General features: G+C 62.0%; 20 protein-coding genes. 7 read left to right on the top strand and 13 right to left on the bottom strand.

The window, feature by feature from the left end; genetic code table 11:
- The first annotated feature begins 18 nt into the window (after positions 1-18).
- From AC1D2N_RS10440 to AC1D2N_RS10430, 3 genes are read left to right on the top strand one after another with little or no spacing between them, the layout of a single operon-like run.
- Positions 19-966, top strand: a complete 948-nt coding sequence (locus tag AC1D2N_RS10440; protein ID WP_028731792.1) for an ABC transporter permease — start codon at positions 19-21, stop codon at positions 964-966.
- Between the two features lie 3 nt (positions 967-969).
- Positions 970-1,833, top strand: a complete 864-nt coding sequence (locus AC1D2N_RS10435; RefSeq protein ID WP_130653420.1) for an ABC transporter permease — start codon at positions 970-972, stop codon at positions 1,831-1,833.
- A 36-nt stretch (positions 1,834-1,869) separates the two neighbouring features.
- The gene (locus AC1D2N_RS10430; protein ID WP_028731794.1) at positions 1,870-3,261 is read left to right on the top strand and encodes an amidase; all 1,392 of its coding nucleotides are present in this window, start codon (positions 1,870-1,872) and stop codon (positions 3,259-3,261) included.
- Here AC1D2N_RS10430 and AC1D2N_RS10425 read toward each other — a convergent pair.
- The 3 genes from AC1D2N_RS10425 to AC1D2N_RS10415 form a co-directional block, all read right to left on the bottom strand.
- Positions 3,254-4,111: a C40 family peptidase gene (locus tag AC1D2N_RS10425; protein WP_477981219.1), complete on the bottom strand. Its 858-nt coding sequence runs from the start codon at positions 4,109-4,111 to the stop codon at positions 3,254-3,256. The genes AC1D2N_RS10430 and AC1D2N_RS10425 overlap by 8 nt on opposite strands.
- Positions 4,112-4,122: 11 nt before the next feature.
- Entirely contained in the window at positions 4,123-4,473 is a 351-nt protein-coding gene (locus AC1D2N_RS10420; protein WP_003544522.1) for a MarR family transcriptional regulator, read from the bottom strand.
- A 280-nt stretch (positions 4,474-4,753) separates the two neighbouring features.
- Complete coding sequence (locus tag AC1D2N_RS10415) at positions 4,754-6,145, bottom strand: leucyl aminopeptidase (RefSeq protein WP_018244351.1); 1,392 nt, start codon at positions 6,143-6,145, stop codon at positions 4,754-4,756.
- A 142-nt stretch (positions 6,146-6,287) separates the two neighbouring features.
- Here AC1D2N_RS10415 and AC1D2N_RS10410 point away from each other — a divergent pair, with 142 nt between their 5' ends.
- On the top strand, positions 6,288-7,112 hold the full coding sequence (locus AC1D2N_RS10410) for a tetratricopeptide repeat protein (protein ID WP_130653419.1): 825 nt from the start codon (positions 6,288-6,290) through the stop codon (positions 7,110-7,112).
- A gap of 48 nt (positions 7,113-7,160) precedes the next feature.
- Here the strand turns inward: AC1D2N_RS10410 and AC1D2N_RS10405 are convergent, their stop codons facing one another.
- From AC1D2N_RS10405 to AC1D2N_RS10360, 10 genes are all read right to left on the bottom strand, one after another.
- Complete coding sequence (locus AC1D2N_RS10405) at positions 7,161-7,793, bottom strand: LysE family translocator (RefSeq protein WP_130653418.1); 633 nt, start codon at positions 7,791-7,793, stop codon at positions 7,161-7,163.
- 198 nt (positions 7,794-7,991) lie between these two features.
- Positions 7,992-8,978: a type II secretion system F family protein gene (locus tag AC1D2N_RS10400; RefSeq protein ID WP_130653417.1), complete on the bottom strand. Its 987-nt coding sequence runs from the start codon at positions 8,976-8,978 to the stop codon at positions 7,992-7,994.
- Positions 8,979-8,993: 15 nt separating this feature from the next.
- Positions 8,994-10,001 (bottom strand): type II secretion system F family protein, encoded by a 1,008-nt coding sequence (locus AC1D2N_RS10395; protein ID WP_130653416.1) that lies wholly within the window; start codon positions 9,999-10,001, stop codon positions 8,994-8,996.
- 5 nt (positions 10,002-10,006) lie between these two features.
- Positions 10,007-11,479, bottom strand: a complete 1,473-nt coding sequence (locus AC1D2N_RS10390; protein ID WP_130653415.1) for a TadA family conjugal transfer-associated ATPase — start codon at positions 11,477-11,479, stop codon at positions 10,007-10,009.
- Between the two features lie 131 nt (positions 11,480-11,610).
- Positions 11,611-12,888 carry a CpaE/TadZ family protein gene (locus tag AC1D2N_RS10385; RefSeq protein WP_047617511.1) on the bottom strand — a complete coding sequence of 426 codons (1,278 nt, stop codon included), beginning with the start codon at positions 12,886-12,888 and terminating at the stop codon, positions 11,611-11,613.
- A 14-nt stretch (positions 12,889-12,902) separates the two neighbouring features.
- A complete protein-coding gene (locus tag AC1D2N_RS10380; RefSeq protein WP_130653414.1) occupies positions 12,903-13,661 on the bottom strand; it encodes a CpaD family pilus assembly protein in 759 nt (252 codons plus the stop codon).
- Positions 13,658-15,157: a type II and III secretion system protein family protein gene (locus AC1D2N_RS10375; RefSeq protein WP_032981355.1), complete on the bottom strand. Its 1,500-nt coding sequence runs from the start codon at positions 15,155-15,157 to the stop codon at positions 13,658-13,660. Before AC1D2N_RS10375 ends, AC1D2N_RS10380 begins: the two co-directional genes overlap by 4 nt.
- Before the next feature lie 12 nt (positions 15,158-15,169).
- Positions 15,170-15,985 carry a Flp pilus assembly protein CpaB gene (gene cpaB, locus AC1D2N_RS10370; protein ID WP_047617516.1) on the bottom strand — a complete coding sequence of 272 codons (816 nt, stop codon included), beginning with the start codon at positions 15,983-15,985 and terminating at the stop codon, positions 15,170-15,172.
- Between the two features lie 110 nt (positions 15,986-16,095).
- Complete coding sequence (locus tag AC1D2N_RS10365; RefSeq protein WP_047617518.1) at positions 16,096-16,608, bottom strand: A24 family peptidase; 513 nt, start codon at positions 16,606-16,608, stop codon at positions 16,096-16,098.
- 125 nt (positions 16,609-16,733) lie between these two features.
- Positions 16,734-16,922 carry a Flp family type IVb pilin gene (locus tag AC1D2N_RS10360; RefSeq protein WP_003555874.1) on the bottom strand — a complete coding sequence of 63 codons (189 nt, stop codon included), beginning with the start codon at positions 16,920-16,922 and terminating at the stop codon, positions 16,734-16,736.
- 380 nt (positions 16,923-17,302) lie between these two features.
- Here AC1D2N_RS10360 and AC1D2N_RS10355 point away from each other — a divergent pair, with 380 nt between their 5' ends.
- The 3 genes from AC1D2N_RS10355 (at position 17,303) to AC1D2N_RS10345 (ending at position 19,045) form a co-directional block, all read left to right on the top strand.
- Entirely contained in the window at positions 17,303-17,713 is a 411-nt protein-coding gene (locus AC1D2N_RS10355; RefSeq protein WP_027682168.1) for a pilus assembly protein N-terminal domain-containing protein, read from the top strand.
- A gap of 115 nt (positions 17,714-17,828) precedes the next feature.
- Positions 17,829-18,464 carry a TadE/TadG family type IV pilus assembly protein gene (locus tag AC1D2N_RS10350; RefSeq protein ID WP_047617523.1) on the top strand — a complete coding sequence of 212 codons (636 nt, stop codon included), beginning with the start codon at positions 17,829-17,831 and terminating at the stop codon, positions 18,462-18,464.
- Positions 18,464-19,045 carry a TadE/TadG family type IV pilus assembly protein gene (locus AC1D2N_RS10345; RefSeq protein WP_130653413.1) on the top strand — a complete coding sequence of 194 codons (582 nt, stop codon included), beginning with the start codon at positions 18,464-18,466 and terminating at the stop codon, positions 19,043-19,045. Before AC1D2N_RS10350 ends, AC1D2N_RS10345 begins: the two co-directional genes overlap by 1 nt.
- Positions 19,046-19,049: the final 4 nt, after the last annotated feature.

Raw genomic sequence — 19,049 nt, 5'->3', positions numbered from 1 at the left:
ATCGAAAGTGTGGCACGCATGATCTCACTCCTCGCCCGCCGCTTCGCCGGTCTCCTCGTCACCCTGGTCGTCGTCTCGCTTCTGATCTTCGCCGTCATGGACCTTCTCCCCGGTGATCCCGCCTCGATTATGCTCGGCACCTCGGCAACACCGGAAACGCTGGCGGCGTTACGCCACGATCTCGGGCTCGATCAGCCACTGCTGCTGCGTTACGGGCAATGGTTGACCGGCGTGCTCTCCGGCAATCTCGGCAATTCCTTAACCTATGGCGTGCCAGTCGCGGGATTGATCGTCGAGCGGCTGGCAGTGACGCTGCCGCTGGCGCTGATGGCGATTATGCTTTCTGTGGCGATTGCCTTGCCGCTCGGCGTGCTAGCCGCCTCGCGCCGCGGCGGTGTCTTCGACATCATCGCAACGCTGTTTTCGCAGATCAGCATCGCCGTGCCCGCCTTCTGGGTGGCACTGCTGTTGATCATCCTGTTTTCGACTATGCTCGGGCTGATGCCGGCCGGCGGCTTCCCGGGCTGGAGCGCCGGGCTGATGCCGGCATTGCAGGCGCTGGTTATGCCCGCCGTCGCGCTGGCGATGCCGCAAGCGGGCGTGTTGACGCGGGTGGCGCGCTCGGCGGTGCTCGATACGATGCATGAGGATTTTGCCCGCACCGCCGTGGCGAAGGGACTGTCACGCAGTGCAGTGCTGTGGCGGCATATCGTGCCGAACGCGTTGATCCCGATCCTGACAATGATCGGGCTGCAATTCACCTTTCTCGTCGCCGGCGCGGTGCTGGTGGAAAACGTCTTCAACCTGCCCGGCCTCGGGCGGCTCGCGCTGCAGGCGCTCTCCCAGCGCGACATCATCGTGATGCAGGATGTCGTGCTGTTTTTCGCAGGTCTTGTCATCGTGATGAATTTCATCGTCGATCTCTCTTATCTGGCGATTGATCCCAGGATGAGAAAGGCGGCCTGACACATGGCACCGATCGTATCCACCGCAATCATGAGCCGCCGCCGGGTCTTTAGACTTAGCCGGCGAATGAACCTGATCTCAGGGGCTGTCATCATCGGCCTGCTGGTCACCGTTGCACTGCTGTCGCTCGTCTGGACGCCGCTGCCGCCGGCGAAAATGCAGATCATCCACAAATTACAGCCACCGCTTGCCTTCGGCCTGCTCGGCACGGACCAGTTCGGCCGCGATGTGCTTTCGATGCTGATGGCAGGCTGCTGGAATTCGCTGTCGATCGCCATTGCCGCGGTGGCGATCGGCGGGACGCTCGGCTCGATCGCCGGCATTTCGGCGGCGGCGATCCGCGGTCCTTTCGAGGCGTTGCTGATGCGCATCTGCGACGTCATCTTCGCCTTGCCGCCGATCCTGTCCGCCATGGTGCTCGGCGCCTTTCTCGGGCCGGGGCGGTTCACCGCGATCACCGCGATTGCCGTCTTCATGATCCCGGTCTTTGCCCGCGTCACACTCGCGACCTCGCTGCAGGCCTGGAGCCGCGACTATGTGACGGCGGCGCGCGCGATCGGCAATACGCGCCTGACCATTTCGCTACGCCATGTGCTGCCGAATATCATGAGCCAGATCATCGTGCATGGCGCGATCCAGCTGGGGCTGGCGATCCTCACCGAAGCGGGACTCAGCTTCCTTGGGCTCGGCATGGCGCCGCCGGCGCCGACCTGGGGCCGGATGCTTGCCGATGCGCAAACCTATCTGGCGCTCGCCCCCTGGCTGGCGATCCTGCCGGGCCTTGCCATCGCGCTCACCGTCTTCGGCTTCAACATGCTCGGCGACGGTTTGCGCGATCTGCTCGACCCGCGCGAGGCGAGCCGCTGATGTCCTCCCAAGACGAAAAGCCCGAAAGACCATGCCATGACCGAAACCGACCTTACCATTCGCGAACTCAGGCGGCGCTTCACCGATAAGAGCCTCTCCCCTCTCGAATACTGGCTTTCCCTCGAAGGCCATATAGCGGCCTGGGAGCCTTCGATTTCGGCACTCTACCTCTACGATCCGGAATCGGCGCGCGCGCAGGCGAAAGCGTCGACGGAGCGCTGGGCCAAGGGAGAAACGCTAGGCCCCCTCGACGGCATCCCGGTGACGCTGAAAGAGCTGATCGCCACGAAGGGCCAGCCGGTGCCGCTCGGCACGAGGGCAGTGGAACTGAAGCCGGCGGACGCCGACGCACCGGCCGCCGCCCGGCTGCGCGAAGACGGCGCGGTGATCTTCGCCAAGACGACCTGCCCCGATTACGGCATGCTTTCCTCCGGGCTTTCGAGCTTTCATCCTCTCAGCCGCAATCCCTGGAACACCGCGCAGAATCCCGGCGGATCGAGCGCCGGGGCTTCCGCAGCGGCGGCGGCCGGCTACGGACCGCTGCATATCGGCACCGATATCGGCGGCTCGGTGCGCCTTCCCGCCGGCTGGACCGGCATCTTCGGCTTCAAGCCGAGCCATGGGCGCATTCCGGCCGATCCCTATTATGTCGGGCGCTGCGTCGGGCCGATGGCGCGCACAGTCGAGGACGCGGCCTTTTCGATGGCGACGCTGTCACGGCCGGACTGGCGCGACGGCACCAGTCTGCCGCCGAACGATTTCAACTGGATGGATCTCGACATCGACCTATCGGGCATGAAGATCGGGCTAATGCTCGATGCCGGCTGCGGGCTTACGGTGGAGGACGAGATCAGGGTCGCGGTCGAAGCGGCGGCGCAGCAGTTCGAGAAGGCCGGTGCGACCATTGTATCAGTCCAGCCGGTGTTGACGCGCGCGATGCTGGATGGCCTCGACAAATTCTGGCGGTCCCGGTTCTGGGGCGATATCGCCGAGCTCGACGACATCAGGCGCGACAGCATCCTGCCCTATATCAGGGATTGGGCGATGGGCGGCGCCGACATCAGCGGTGTCGATGCGGTCAGGGGCTTCAACCAGACGATCGAGATGCGCAAGAGCTGCGGACAGCTGTTTACCGAGGTCGACGCCCTGCTTTCGCCGACCAATCCGATCATCTCCTATCCGGCCGAATGGGCATCGCCGACCAACGATCCGGCCCTGCCGTTCGAGCATATCGGTTTCACCGTGCCGTGGAACATGTCGGAGCAGCCGGCCGCCTCGATCAATTGCGGTTTCTCCCGATCAGGGATGCCGATCGGCCTGCAGATCGTCGGGCCGCGTTTCGACGACATGCGGGTGCTGAGGCTGTCGAAAGCCTTCGAGGACTGGACCGGCGGGGTAAGATCCTGGCCGCGACCTCCGATCAGCTGATCGGGCGGCGATAGCCGGTCGGTTGCTCGTAGAGCCAGCCGATGCGCTCGACGGCGGCCGCGAAATTCTCGCGCGCCACCGTCATGCTATGGCCGTTGGCGTGCAGAATGGTTTCCGTATCCTCGAAGACGGCGACATGGCCCTTCCAGAATACGAGGTCGCCACGGTGGATTTCGGAGCGGTCGATCGGCTGGCCGAGGCTTGCTGCCTGCAGGTCGGTATCGCGCGGCGCAGCTCTGCCCGTCATCAGCATCGCCAGCTGGACGAGGCCGGAGCAATCGATGCCGAGGCCGGAACGTCCGCCCCAGAGGTAGGGCGTTTCCAGGAAACGGGCGACGATCTCCACGTAATCGGCGCCATCGAGAGCGCCGATCGGCTGGACGTGCTTGGCAAAGATCGCCGTTCCGTCCTCGAGCACGACGTAGCGATTGCCCCGCGCTTCCGCCTCGCCGGCGACGTAGACGCGGCTTCCCATCGACACGATGGCCTGGTGGGGCTTGCGCAGTTCCGGTTCGGGATAGACGAAGCTGCGCTGCACGGTGACGATATGGGTCGGCGCCGGCCTGCCTTCTAAGAGCGCGTCCGCAGCGACATAACCGACATAACCGTCCGCGACGGCTTTCACCCAGCACCAGCCGTTGGCGCGATCGAAAACCGTCACATCCTCGCCGAGAAGCAGTTCCGTATCGATGCCGCGGGCAAGGTCCGGTTCAGGGCGCACGGCCAGGACAGGAACGGCGACACGCGCCGGCGCGCCCTTCACAAAGCGCGACGCCTCGACCTTGCCTTCGAGGCCGGCTTCCGCGAGATCAGGCCGGTAGGCATGCAGGCGGCGGTCGAGCATCGTCATTCGCGTTCCTTTCAGATCGGCAGCCGGCGGGCCTGATCTCGTATGAGATCGCCGAGCTTTTCCAGGTAAAGCGCACCGCCGACGGTGCGCTTGATGATCACGTTGCGCCGGTCGGCATCGTCACGCACGCGGTCGACCAGCCCCATCTCGCCCATCGTATCCAAGGCGCGGGTGATGACCGGCTTGGTGACATCAAGTGTGGCGGCAAGCCCGCGCACCGTGTGCGGCGGCGGCACCAGATAAATATGCAGCAGGATCGCCATCTGGCGCAACGTCAAATCGCGATCGTCGTGGCGGACCTGATCGAGCGCCGCGCCATGCCAGAGCCCCAGCGCCTGCGAGGCGGTCAGTTCGATCGGCACGGCCCCTCCGGAAGATCGTTTCGCTAGCGTTCCATTTTCCGGTAGTTGCCATGCACATGCAAGGGGCGCTGGAAATTGCCGCCTGGCAGGGTGAATAAAATTTTAACGATCGGCAGCGAGGCGCAGCGCGTGAACAGGGATCACGCGATGCGCCTCAGCGCTTATTTCTAAAGCATGTTGCGCAAAAGTGTGCAGCGGTTTTGCGATACGACATGCGTAGAACAAAGACTTAAAGCGCAAGGAGCGGATCTGAAAGATCGCGACGCGCTTTAGCATGGCATCAGCGCAAGCTCTCGCGGATATGGTGAAAGAGCGCGCGGATCGCCTGTGCCTCGCCGCCGCCCGGCGAATGCGGTCGTTCGGCTTGAGCCCAGCCGTAAATGTCGAAATGCGCCCAACTCTTCGCCTTGCTGACGAAACGCTTGAGGAAGAGGGCTGCGGTAATCGCCCCCGCCATGCCGCCGGCAGGGGCATTGGTAAGATCGGCGAACTTGGTGCGGATATCCTTTTCGTAGCCGGAATAGAGCGGCAGGCGCCAGATCGGATCGTCGGTTTCCAGGCTCGCTTCGGTCAGGTCATGCGCCAGATTGGCGTCGTCGGTGAAGAAGGGCGGGAGATCCGGGCCAAGGGCCACGCGGGCAGCGCCGGTCAGCGTCGCCATATCAATCAGCAGATCGGGCTCTTCCTCGTCCGCATAGGCAAGCGCATCGGCAAGGATCAAACGGCCTTCGGCGTCGGTATTGTCGATCTGGACGGTCAAGCCCTTGCGGCTCCGATAGATGTCGCCGGGCCGGAAGGCATTGGACGAGATCGCGTTTTCGACGACAGGGACGATGACGCGCAGGTCGACCTTCAGCTTGGCGTCCATGATCATCAGAGCAAGCCCCATCACATTCGCCGCGCCGCCCATGTCCTTCTTCATCAGCAGCATGGAGGCGGCAGGCTTGATGTCGAGACCGCCGGTGTCGAAGCAGACGCCCTTGCCGACGAGCGTCACCTTGCGATGGCCCTTCTTGCCCCAGCGCATTTCGAGAAGGCGCGGCGCATCGGCGCTGGCGCGGCCGACGGTATGGACCAGCGGGAAGTTTTGCTTGAGCAGGTCGTCACCCGTAATAACCGATATCTCCGCCTTGTAATGTCCGGCCAGGCCACGGAAAACGGCCTCGAGCTGTACCGGCCCCATGTCATTCGTCGGCGTATTGATCAGGTCGCGGGCGAGAAAGACGCCGGCGAGCTGGCGCTTGATGTCGGCGGCGTCGGCATCACGGGGGATCATCAGCGTCGCCGCCGGCGATTTTTCGGATTTGTAACGGTCGAAACGGTAGCTGCCGAGCCCAAAGCCGAGAGCCAGGCGATTTGCCGTCAGCGGCGCGGTCTCGATGTGCCAGTCACCGGCCGGCAGCGCACGAGCGAGCCGGCCGGTGATGTAAGGCTGCTCGGATGGATTGGTGCCGAGGCCGTAAAGCGCGCCGCCGAGATGGCCTTCGGCCGTCGGGATCAGCAGCAGCGACCCACTTTCGGCCTTGTAGCCTGCCCGGCGCGCCCAATCGAGCGCGATCGGATCGATCGTGCCGGTCTCGATATGGGCAGGCGTGACGGCAAAGATCGGCAGCGTCAAACCGCCCTTCGTGTTGAAAGGGGTCGGTCTCTCGATGAACTGATAGGGGGCCATGATTGTCCTTCGGCGGTCGTAAGGAATCGTTCCTTAACGGTCTGTTAGGGTTAACAGACTATTGCTGGAGCGAAGATTGCGTCAAACCTTTCCCTGTTCCGCTTCGAGGTCAGGCGCCGATTTCGGAATCCAGGAACGCATCATGCCTGCCTCGCTCACCACATTCACGAATCGTATCCTGCAGGGCGCTGCGGCCTCGCTGATCGTCCTTGCGCTTGCCGGCTGCTCGACGACCAAGGACCGGATGACAACCGGCTCGGTGCCGAAGCTCACCAAGCCGGTTGAAGAGATGGATGCGACGGAGCTGCGCTCGGCGACGGACCGGCTCGGCCAGGCCTACGAAAAGAACCCGCGCGATCCCGTCACCGGCGTCAATTATGCCAATCTGCTGCGCATGAACGGCCGCGACACCCAGGCGCTCGCCGTCATGCAGCAAGTGGCCATCGCCAATCCCGGCGACCGCAACGTGCTGGCCGCCTACGGCAAGGCGCAGGCGGCGGCCGGCCAGTTCCAGCAGGCGCTCGACACGATCGGCCGCGCCCAAACACCCGACCGTCCGGACTGGAAGCTGATTTCGGCCCAAGGCGCGATCCTCGACCAGATGGGCCGGGCAAGCGATGCCAGGCAGCGCTACCGCGACGCGCTCGACATCCAGCCGAACGAGCCCTCCATCCTTTCCAACCTTGGCATGTCCTATGTGCTGACCGGCGATCTGCGCACGGCCGAAACCTACCTGCGCTCCGCCGCCGGTCAACCCACAGCCGACAGCCGCGTCAGGCAGAACCTTGCCCTCGTCGTCGGCCTGCAAGGACGATTCCCGGAAGCCGAGCAGATCGCCCGGCGCGAACTTTCGCCGCAGCAGGCCGATGCCAATGTCGCCTATCTCAGAGGCATGCTCTCGCAGCAGAATTCCTGGCAGAAACTCGCCGCCAAGGACAAGACCCCGAGCGACAGCAATACCAACTGACCGGATCTCCTCTAAACATGAAGCGTCCGAAGTCACTCGCGCGTCAGCTTATCGATCACTTACGCCGGCGAGAATGAGCCGAAGGCCGAGACCGGCCATGACGGCACCCGCGGTGCGGTCGATCCAGCTCTTGGCGGCAAGATAGAGCCGCCGCGGGTGACGGGCCGAAAAGGCGAAGGCCACGATCGAATACCACCCCGCCTCCACGACGAAGACGCCGAGCGGCAGCGCGACGATGAGACTGACCGGCACCGTCCTCGGTAAAAGTGCGGCAAAGATGCTGGCATAGACGATGATGGTCTTTGGGTTGCTGAGCTGGGTCAGCAGCGCGGTCATGAAGCTCAATCTCGGCGCGCGATTGCCGTTGACGGCGTCGGAGACCTCGAGCGGCTGACCGGCGCTCCTCCAGATATTGACAGCGATATAGACGAGATAGGCGCCGCCTGCGACCTTCAGCAGGACATAGAGCCATTCGAACTGAGACAGCAACGCCGTCAGCCCGGCGAGTGCCAGTACGGCAAAAACGACACCGCCGGCGCCCATGCCGAATGCTGCCGCAAGGCCATCCAGCCTGGAACGCGAGATGGCGATCCTGGAAACGACGACGAAGCTCGGGCCGGGGCTCATCGCGCCGACCGCCAAGGCTGCCATGATGCTGACGAAAATGCCCGCAGAAGACATCGGAAACCTCTCTTTTGGATTGAACGAACGCCAGGGGCGCCGCGGGCGCGCCGGCGCTTGCCGATGGTCGTCATCCCGTTTACCAGCTCTGCCGGCGGCGGTCACGCGCGTTTGCCGACGGCGGATCGGACCGACAGTCCTTGATGCACATCGTCCTCTGCCGGAAGCGGTATCCGCTTTCCGGCGCCGGCGCAGCCGTCAGAACTTGTCTGCCACCTGGATGCCGGCCGGACCGAGAATGACGGCGATCAGCACCGGCAGGAAGAACAGGATCATCGGCACCGTCAGTTTTGGCGGCAGGGCGGCCGCCTTCTTTTCCGCTTCGTTCATGCGCTCGTCGCGTCCTTCCTGGGCGAGAACGCGTAGCGCCTGGGCGACCGGCGTGCCGTAGCGATCGGCCTGGATCAGCGCCTGAGTCACCGAGCGCACCAGCTCGATCTGGGTGCGCATTGCAAGATTTTCGAGCGCCACCCGGCGATCCGGCAGGAAGGAGAGCTCGGCCGTGGTCAGCACCATCTCCTCGGCGAGCGCCGGCGACTGCTCGCCGAGCTCTTCCGACACACGACGCATCGCGGCCTCGATCGAGATGCCGGATTCAACGCAGATCAGCATCAGGTCCAACGCATCCGGCCAGGCGCGCTTGATCGAGTGCTGGCGCTTGCCCATGCGGTTCGAGATAAAGATATTCGGCGCGTAGAAGCCGAGATAGCCGACGCCGATGACGGCAAAGAGGCGGATGGGCGTGCCTCGTCCGGCGAGGTTGCCGAGGCCGAAGACCCAGACAGCGGCAAGCGTCAGGAAAAGGAAGGGCAGCAGGAAACGCGCCACGAGGAAGGTATTCAGCGCGTTCTCCGAGCGAAACCCTGCGGCACGCAGCTTGTTGACCGTATTGTCGTCGACGAGCGCTTTACGCAGGTTGAAGCGCTCGACGATCTGACGGACCGAGCGATTGTTCTGGCTCCTGAGCGAGGCCTTGCCAGCGCCGGTTTCCATATTCATGCGGGCGCGTTCGCGAGCACGGATCTGCTCGCGCTCAGTCGAAACTGCCTTCATGCGCTTGTTGAGATCGCCGCGCTCGAAGAAAGGAATGGCGATCGTGTAAAAGGTGGCGAAGACGGCGATCGCAACGAATACGGCGATCAGCATGCTCGAATTGGTCAGCGTTGCGGCAAGGTCCTGCGACATGGTGCTTCCTTCCGGCTAAATGTCAAAATTGACCATGTTGCGCATGACGAAGATGCCGATCGACATCCAGATCGCCGAGACACCCATGATGAAATGGCCGCGCGGATCGGTGAAAAGGATCATCATGTAATTCGGCGAAGTGAGATAGACGAGGGTCGCGACGATGAAGGGCAGAGCGCCGATGATAACCGCCGATGCCTTGGCTTCCATCGACAGCGCCGAGACCTTGGCCTTCATCTTCCTGCGCTCACGCAGTACCTTCGAGAGGTTGCCGATCGCTTCCGACAGATTGCCGCCGGCCTGCGACTGGATGGCGATGACGATGGCGAAGAAGTTGACTTCCTGGAGCGGCATGTGGAGCGTCATGCGGGCGCAGGCGTCGGGGATGCTGAGGCCTACCTGCTGCGCCTCGATCACGCGCCGGAATTCGCTCTTCACCGGGTCGGTGCCTTCGGTGGCGATAAGGCGGATCGCATCGTTGAGCGGCAGACCCGATTTGATCGAGCGCGTGATGACGTCAAGCGCATTGGGAAGCTCGTTGAGAAACTTGGTCTGGCGGCGCTTGATCAGGAAGCCGAGAACCCAGCGCGGCAGACCGAGACCGGCGACGACGGCGATACCGACCATGACCATCCACGATACACCAACGACGAAGGCGACGAACAGCAGCACGGAGGCGAAGATGGCGCTGATAAGATAGAATTTCGCCACTGTGATCGTCAGGCCGGCCTGCACCAGCCGGGATTTCATCGACAGGGTCTTCTTGGTCTTTTCGTGCTGGCGCTTTTCCAGATCCTTCAGATTGTCCTGCACCGATTTGCGGCGCTTCGACAGTTCCTGCACCCGGTCACGGGCAGCCTTGACCTTGACGCGGTCGCTTTCGGCCGATTTGACGCGGTTGATGCGGCTTGCCGATTTCTTGTCGGCCTCGATCTTCGAAAACAACAGGGCATAGGCGACCGCCGCCGCGGAGACGGCGGCGAGGACGACGATTGCCAGCACTACCGGATCGAACCCAAACATCACGCCTATTCCTTGGTTTTCGCTTCCATCGCGTCGAGGGCAGCGGCAAGACGTTTTTCCTCATTGAAGTAGCGGGCGCGATCCCAGAAATGCGGCTTGCCGACGCCGGTCGATATGTGCCGGCCGATCAGGCGGCCGTTCGCATCCTCGCCTTCGATCTCGTAGCGCATCAGATCCTGGGTGATGATGACATCGCCTTCCATGCCGATCACCTCGGTGATCTGGGTGATGCGGCGCGAACCGTCACGAAGGCGTGCCGCCTGAATGACGACGTCAACCGAGCTGGATATGATCTCGCGCACCGTCTTTGCCGGCAGGGTAAAGCCGCCCATGGCGATCATCGATTCGATACGGCTCAGGCATTCGCGCGGCGTGTTGGCGTGGATCGTGCCCATCGAACCGTCGTGACCGGTGTTCATCGCCTGCAGCAGGTCGAAAACTTCAGGTCCGCGCACTTCGCCGACGATGATGCGCTCGGGACGCATGCGCAGGCAGTTCTTGACGAGATCGCGCATTGTGATCTCGCCCTCGCCCTCGATATTCGGCGGGCGCGTTTCGAGGCGCACGACATGCGGCTGCTGCAGCTGCAGTTCGGCCGTATCTTCGCAGGTGATGACGCGCTCATCCCTATCGATATAGTTGGTAAGGCAGTTCAGAAGCGTCGTTTTGCCCGAGCCGGTACCGCCCGAAATGACGACGTTGCAGCGCACGCGCCCAATGATCTGCAGCACGGTTGCGCCTTCCGGCGTGATCGCGCCGAAACGGACGAGCTGATCGAGCGTCAGCTTGTCCTTCTTGAACTTGCGGATGGTGAGCGCCGGCCCGTCGATCGACAGCGGCGGCGCGATGACGTTGACGCGCGAGCCATCCGGCAGGCGCGCGTCGCAGATCGGGCTTGATTCGTCGACACGGCGGCCGACCTGGCTGACGATGCGTTGGCAGATCGAGAGAAGCTGCGCATTGTCGCGGAAGCGGATCTCCGATTCGATCGTCTTGCCGCCGACTTCGATGAAAGTCTGGCCAGCACCGTTGACCATGATGTCGGCGATATCGTCGCGCGCGAGCAACGGCTCCAGCGGGCCGTAGCCGAGGACGTCGTTGCAGATATCCTCGAGCAGCTCTTCCTGCTCGGAGATCGACATCGCAAAGTTCTTGATGGTGATGATGTCGTTGACGATGTCGCGGATTTCCTCACGCGCACTTTCACCGTCAAGCTTGGAAAGCTGCGAGAGATCGATCGTATCGATCAGCGCGGAAAAGACCTGCGCCTTGGTGTCGTAATATTCATCGGTGCGGGCCGGGCGCTTGCGCTGCGGCGTCTGCATCGGCGGTGGCGTCACCTGCTGGCGCACGGGCTCGCGCGAGGGTTCGACCAGAATGGAGGGGGAAGAGGCCGCAGGGGCGGCGGCCGGAACCGGCGGCGGAGCAATCGCCCCTCCGACCTTTCCGGAACCTTCGTTTCCGCGTTTTCCAAACATACCGCTCGATCCAATCTGCTCGTTCTAGAGCATTTCCCGATCTCTCCGAGTCAAGGAAATGCTCTATCTTTTAGTTTTCACGCAATTCCGGACGAAAACCGCTGCACAGTTTTGCTGGAATTGCTCATCGTCTACTTGCGCTTCAAGAGGCCCAGCAGGCCGCCTTTCTTCGCCTTCTTGATTGCGACCCGGCCGGTGACGATGTGCGATATCTGCGAAAATGTTTCCGCCGTCGGCGATTTCGGGTCGACTTCGGAAATCATCCGGCCGCTATTGGCGGCGTTGCCGAAAAGATTGATGTCGAAGGGGATGATCGCGATCGGATCGATCTCCAGCGGTTCACAGAAATCCGACGGCGAAATCTCCGGACGTTTCGGCATGCCGACCTGATTGAGGATGAGATGCGGCGGCCTGTCGTTCGGCCGCATCTTGCGCAGCGCGTCCAGCATGTTCTTGGCGTTGCGCAAGTTGGCGAGATCGGGAACCGCTGTGATGACCACCTCGTCGACGCTCGACAGCACTGAGCGCGTCCATTCCGACCATGCATGCGGAACATCGAGCACGGTGACAGGCGCGCTGCGCTGCAGAACATCGAGCACCGGCTGGAAAGCCTGGCCGTCGAAATCATAGGCCCGGTCGAGCAGCGAGGGTGCCGCAAGCAGCGACAGATGCTCGGAGCATTTCGTCAGCAGGCGGTCGAGGAAGACTTCGTCGAGACGATCGGGCGCGAAGACCGCTTCGGCGATGCCCTGGGCCGGATCCTGGTCGAAATCGATGTTCGCCGTGCCATAGGGCAGGTCGAGATCGGCGAGGATCGTCTCGGTGGAGAAGAGATTGGAAATGCCGAAGGCGCAATTATGCGCGATGGTCGAGGCACCGGTGCCACCCTTCGAGCCGATGAAGGCGATGCTGCGGCCAAGCGGCTCGGCGTCCGGATCGACGAAGATCGAGGCCATCGCCGCAAGGATATCGGGCATGGCGACAGGCTGGACCATATATTCGGAAATGCCGTTGCGGATGAGTTCGCGATAAAGGCCAATATCGTTGTAATAACCGATAATGACGACCTTGGTCGTCGGATCGCAGACGGCGGCGAGCGGCGCGAGTTCGGCAAGGAGGTTCGCGGCATTCGCCTTGGTCTCGAGGATGATGAGGTTCGGCGTCGGGGCGCCGGAAAACATATTGGCGGCAGCGGCGATGCCGCCGCTGGTGATGCGCATGCTGACCTTCGCCACACGCCGATCATTGGCGCAGCGTTCCATGACGTGCTGCAGGGCCTCGCTCTCGCAGAAGGCATGGACGGAGATGCGCGGCAGCGGCCGCATGTTTTCCAGATCCGCCATACGCACCGCCTCCTCGGCGTTGCGAAGCTCGCTGGGATTCCGGATTTCGTATTCGATCGCGCTCATCGTTCCGTTCCGCCTCAGAAGCCGCTGTTGCTGTCGGCAACATCTTCGATCGTGGATGTCGTCGTCCGGTATTCCTGGATCGCATTGTTGCGCCGCTGCGCGTCGATCGGAGTCATGCCGCGGGGTGCCACCAGATCCTCCGGATTGGCTATCTGGGCGGCCAGGTTGTTCTGCGAAGCGCAGCCGAAATTATAGTAATTCTGGTTGGTCAAATCGTTCGAGATGTCCTTGGGCCACTGACCGCATTGCGTGGTGATCGCGGTGGTGCCGGTAAAACTCAACCGGATCGGCGCCGCATCGCCCGCGCCGGCGGCGGCATAGGATGTGTTGACGATCTTCGAGCTTGCGATCCCCCGCGACGCCAGCTCGGCACGGACCTGATTGCGCAGCTGATAGGCTGCTGCCGAATTGGGCGAACCTTGCGGCGACAGCACGTAAACCGGGCCTGAGGCGCGCGAGATGTAGTTTGCGGCAAAGCCGCGGATGAGGTCGCGCTGGGCGATGGTCAGGCGGCGATCGGTCGAGGCGACGGGTATATCCACCGTCTGCTCCGCCTCCGTGACGATGATCGGGTGGCGGGCGCGGTAGTCATCCGGAATGCCGCCGGTCGTCAGTTGGTCGTGCGGACCGGCGCATCCGGAAAGGACGGCCATCGAAATGGCGGCTGCGGCCAAAAGCGCCTTCGAGATTCCGAGGTGGGGTGTCGTCGAATTCATATGGGCCATCGCCTGATCTCTGTTTTCTGCCATTGCTGCCGATCGTGCCCCGCTCATTTGTAGATGAACCCGATCGAGCCGTGGAACTGCGCGTCGGCGACAGGCGCCTCGCTGCGGCCATAGACCTTGTTGACACGGTTGAGGAAGAAGGTTGCGCCATCGTTTTCGGGGCTGAAATTGTCGTCCGGCCGGTTGAGTTGATTGCGCGCCACCGGACGTACCAGATAGGGCGTTGCGATGATGACGAGCTCGGTTTCCTGACGCTCGAAACCTTTCTGGCGGAAGAGCGTGCCGAGCAGTGGGATCTTCGAGACGCCTGGTGTGCCGCCCATCGTCTGGGAAACGTTGTCGCGGATAAGGCCGGCGAGCGCGATCGAACCGCCCGAGGGCAGCTCCACCGAAGTCTCCGCCGAACGGCGCTGATAGGTGGCGTTGCCGCTGCCGGCCACCGGTTCGGAGACATTGGTCTTGATCTGCAGGCTGATGCGTCCCGATGACAGCACGACTGGTTTGAAGGCGAGGTTGATACCGTAGTTAAACGGCGTGACGGTGACATTGCCGTTGCTGTCGGTCGTCGAATAAAGTTGCTGGCCGCCGGAATTGAAGGTCGCGGCCTGGCCCGATATCGCCGTCAGCGTCGGCTCGGCGAGCGTCTTGACGACTTTGGCCTGCTCCAGCGCGTTGAGGTAGGTCGAAATATCGTATTTGCCGATCGAGCTCTTGAAGAGCGCCGCCAGGCCGCCGCCAACCGTCGATGTTGCACTGTCGGTGCCGGGACTGCCGAGTTGGGCGACCGTCATGCCGGAGGAATTGGAAACCAGATTGTCGAAGCCGAGTTGCTTCAGCACCTCGCGGCGGACCTCGGCGATCGTCACCTTGAGGGTGACCTGGTCCTCGCCCTCAATCTGCAGGAGGTTGACGACCTGCGAAGTCTGACGGCCTTCGGCAAAGAGCGCGACGGAACTGTCGCCGCCGGTGCCAGATGCCGTCTCTGTTCTGGTCGTCGCCTCACCACCCTTCAGGAAGACCTGCGCCAGATCGGCCGCCTGCGTGGCATCCTGTGGCGTGCGCACGGTGCCGGTCAGCACGATGTTGTCGGAGACGATTTCGACGTTGATGTTGGAGTCGGGAATGAAGCGGCGAAGATTGACTTCGAGGCCGGAGACGTCGCGCTCGATCTCGATATCGAGATTGACGATCTCCTGTCCACCGGCGCCGAAGACAAAGATATTGGTCTGGCCGACCTTCTTGCCGAACAGGTAGATGCGCCGCGATGTGCGGGTCACAGCATCGGCCATGGTCGGATCGGAGACGAGGATATCATGCGCGTCCTCCGGCAGATCGACGACGACGGCCTTGTTGAGGCCGAGCTTCAGCCGGCGATGGGCATTGGAGCCGGTCTGCGAGATCCGGACCAGGCTATCGGAATCGGCGCGCGCCTCGCCTGCGCCGAGAACCGGAACGAAAGAGGCGGGCACTATACCGGAGACTCCGATTGCCAGCGAAAGGCAACCTGTCAGGAGAGGTCCGGCGCGCCGCGTTGAATTGCCCATTTGCACGTCCTTTTACTCCGCCTTCGGTGCTGCGCTGGCATCCGTGACGATGGCGCCCGACTTGATGACCTGAATGATCGCACTGCCGTTGTCGCCGCTCAGGAGATAGTCGGCTGCACTTGTATCCTGCTCCTGCGCATCGGCGACTGAGCGCAGCGCGAGCGACAGCCGGTCCGCCATCTGCTGGGCGACAGCCAGAACCTTCGTTTGATCAGGGGTGAGCTCGAGTGTTGCGGTCGTGCCGACCACCGATTTCGAGCCGTCGTCCTTTTCCTGGATCTGCTGGTCGATGGCGAGAACGCGGACATTGCTCAGCACGGTTTCGGTAATGAGCTTGTCGGCTTCGGTACCCTTGCGGACCATGATGACGTCGACGCGGTCGTTCGGCAGGATGAAACCACCGGCGCCGGTTGCCACCGATATCTCGGTCGCCACGGCGCGCTTGCCGGCCGGCAATAGCGAGGAAAGGATGCGGCTGCTGGAATCGGCGACCTTTTCCGGCCGGATCGGTTCGCCTTCGAAGATCGGAAGACGCACGACGGCGCCCTGCAGATCCTTGATCGCATCCGGCTTGTCGGCTTCGGTGATGAGGCCCGGGACGACGCCGCCCTGCGGCCAGGCCATCCAGTGCACCAACTTGTCGTCCAGCCTTGCGCCGACCGGCAGATTGGCGCTCGAGACGAGGATGTTGACGGTAGGCTCCTTCTCGACGACCGAGCGCACCTGGGTGACGACACCGCCACTGCCCGCCATGCGCATTGCCAGGAGGCCGGCGAGGCCGGCTGCCACCACGGCGACAGCTAGGATTATAAGGCGAGCCGGCTTCATCGATCATTCCTCAGGGCACGATATGTTCGCCCTGTAGAATGCTCAGCAATTGGTATAATTATGGTTAATGGAACGCTTACATTTTAAGTTAACGGGCATTTAAAATGCCGTTATTTCAGGCTTTCCAGCGCGGCGAGGAACAGCGGCGAGGAAGGAAAGGCCATGAAGCCGCCGATCGCGATCGCGATGCCGTAGGGGATCTTCTTGGCGTGGAGGACCGAGTTCGGCAGGGGTAGGCCGATTGCGAGGATGCTGTCTGATTGTGCTCGCACCAGCAGGATCAACAAGGTGACGAGGCCACCGATCATGGCAACGTCGGTCATCAGGAACGCAAGGGATTGATTGAGACCGAACCAGAGCGCGGTGGCGCTCAACAGCTTGGCGTCGCCGCCGCCCATCACATTGAAGGCAAATAGGGCGAAACAGGCGCTAAAGACAATGGCGGCAGCGGCAACATGCATGCCGATCGCCTCCAGGCCCAGGCCTGAGAGCGGCGCGAGTACGAGGAAAGAGGCGGTCAGGATCAGGGAAATACGGTTCGGGATCGTCATGGTGAACAGATCCGAGAAAGCCGCCATAGCGAGGCAGAGTGGCAGTATCACGAAGACAGCGTCTGCGATCATGCGTATACCCGATCATAACGAGATGCAAAAAGGCTCACGGCCGTTCAGCCTGTGAGCCCGCTCGGATAGTTCGGCCGGAGCAAATCCGGCCGGCATTGTGCGGATGCCGCTAGGCGGTCGCTGGCTCAGCCGCCACTCGCGGTGACGGAGCTGTCCATCTTGGTGCTCAGGCCGTTAAACGTATTGCCGATCTTGCCGCCGAGGCTCGTTGCGCCGGTGATGAGCGCTACGGAAATGAGGGCGGCAATCAGGCCGTATTCGATTGCGGTCGCGCCGGATTCGTCCTTCAGAAAACGGCTAAAAAGCTTGGTCATGGTAACTCCTAACTCCAGTTGATGTTCAGCACGTCCGCCAACTGTTTGCCGTTGATCGGATGACTTCAACCTAGCGAATGGCCGTTTCCATCGGCTTAAGGAAAAGAGTTAACGAGATGTGAACGAGACAACAGGCCTTTGTAGAGTCAGTATTTTCTTACGCGCTTACCTCAATATTTAACAATATTCCGGGAATAATCGCTGCATTCATCCGGAAATAGCACAAATTCCGTCTCCAACCGAAGCGTGCGTCGCCCGGAGACCGTGCCAGATCGGAGCGTTACGCTTCATCCTGGAACAGAGCGGCAGACTTAAGGCTTCGTTCACCATTTTTTTCCATTCTATGTGCATATTGCGCTGTGATCGTGAAAGAGGACCAAATGTCATCGAGCGGCAAAACCATTTTCTTTGCCGGCATGATCGCCGTTTTCGGTATTTCGGGAGTTTCCGCGGCCGCAGACGATGACATGCTGCGCGTCTATATGGATCACGCGCGCGTATTGAAGCTCGACCGCCCCGTCAGCAAGGTGATCGTCGGCAATGCCAAGGTCGCCGATGCGACCGTCGCCGACGCCAAGACCATCGTGCTGACAGGACGCAGCTTCGGCACCACCAATCTGGTCCTTCTCGATGCCGACGGCAATGCGATCCTCGACGAGCGCATCCTGGTGTCGATCGACGAGGGCAATACGGTGCGCGTCTACCGACAGACCGAGCGCTCCGTGCTGTCCTGCACGCCGAACTGCGAGCAGCATGCGCAGCAAGCGGCCACCACGACCGCCTCACCCTGAGTACTATCTGGGAGCTTCCTCGACCATTCGTTAAAATCGTCGTGTCAGGTTGAAACGGAAAATCAACGAACAGACCGTAGTCTGACGAGTGGAAAATATCGCTCGGGTCCAGGCAATGACGGCAATTGATCAGCAGACGGATAAGCGGCGCGCCTTCGCCCCGTTCCGTTTCTCACGGTTTCGCGCTCTCGCCCGTTCGCGCGACGGCGCAGCGGCGATCGAATTCGCGCTGCTCGCCATTCCCTATTTCCTGGTGATTTTCGCAATCCTCGAAACTTTCGTCGCCTTCGCCGCCGAAGAACTCGTCTCCAACGGCGTTGATACGATGAGCCGCCGGATGCGAACCGGGCAGATCACCTATAATCTCGGCCGCACGACAGATATGAACCAGGCGCAATTCCGCCAGGCTTTCTGCGATGAGATCTCGATCCTGGTCCGCTGCTCGGCGAGCGAAGTCGCCACACCGAGCAAGCTCTACCTGGACGTACAGACGTTCAGTACCTTCTCGGCCATTCCGACGACGATCCCCAAGCTTTCCACCGACAAATATGCCGATATCAACACGGCGGCCTTCAAATATGCGCCGGGCGGCGCCGGCACGATCAACATGATGCGCGCCTATTACCGCTGGGAAATCATCACGGACCTGGTCCGGCCCTATATCACCACGATACGCCCCTCCGACGGTTCGATGCCGAGCCAATATCTGATCGTCGCAACCGCGGCCTTCCAGAACGAGCAGTATCCATAATGGCGTTGCGCAACCCGTTCACCAGATTGGTCCTGACGGCGCGGCGACTGGCCCGAGACCGCAAGGGCGCCGGAGCGATCGAATTCGCGATCCTCTTTCCCGTATTGATCATGCTCTATATCGGCGCTTTCGAGATTACGATCGGCCTCAGCGTCAGCAAGCGCGCGACACGCGCCGCAGGAACGGTGGCCGATCTCGTCACCCAGCAGCAATCCGTCACGAAGAGCGCGCTCGCGCAGATGCCATCGGTCGCAACGGCGATCTTCGTACCCTACAACTCGACGTCGCTAACGCTGAAGATCACCGGCATTACCATCGATGCCAGCGCCAATGCGAAGGTGCTCTGGTCCTGGGCGCAGGACGGGACGGTGCCCTATGCCAAGAACGCCACGGTGACCAACGTGCCGTCTGATATGAAGACGGCGAACAGTTTCCTGGTCCGTACCGAGCTCAGCATCCCCTATACGATGTTCCTGTTCGCCCCGAACTTCATGCCGGACGGCATGCGCACGATCACCATCAGCCGCAGTTATTTCTACCGCCAGCGGCAAGGCGACTCGATCCCCTGCGGCGACTGCTGACGGC

The sequence above is a fragment of the Rhizobium sp. P1_B8 genome, assembly GCF_056406515.1.
Note: the sequence above shows the minus strand (reverse complement) of the source record. Positions and strands in the feature narration are given on the sequence as shown.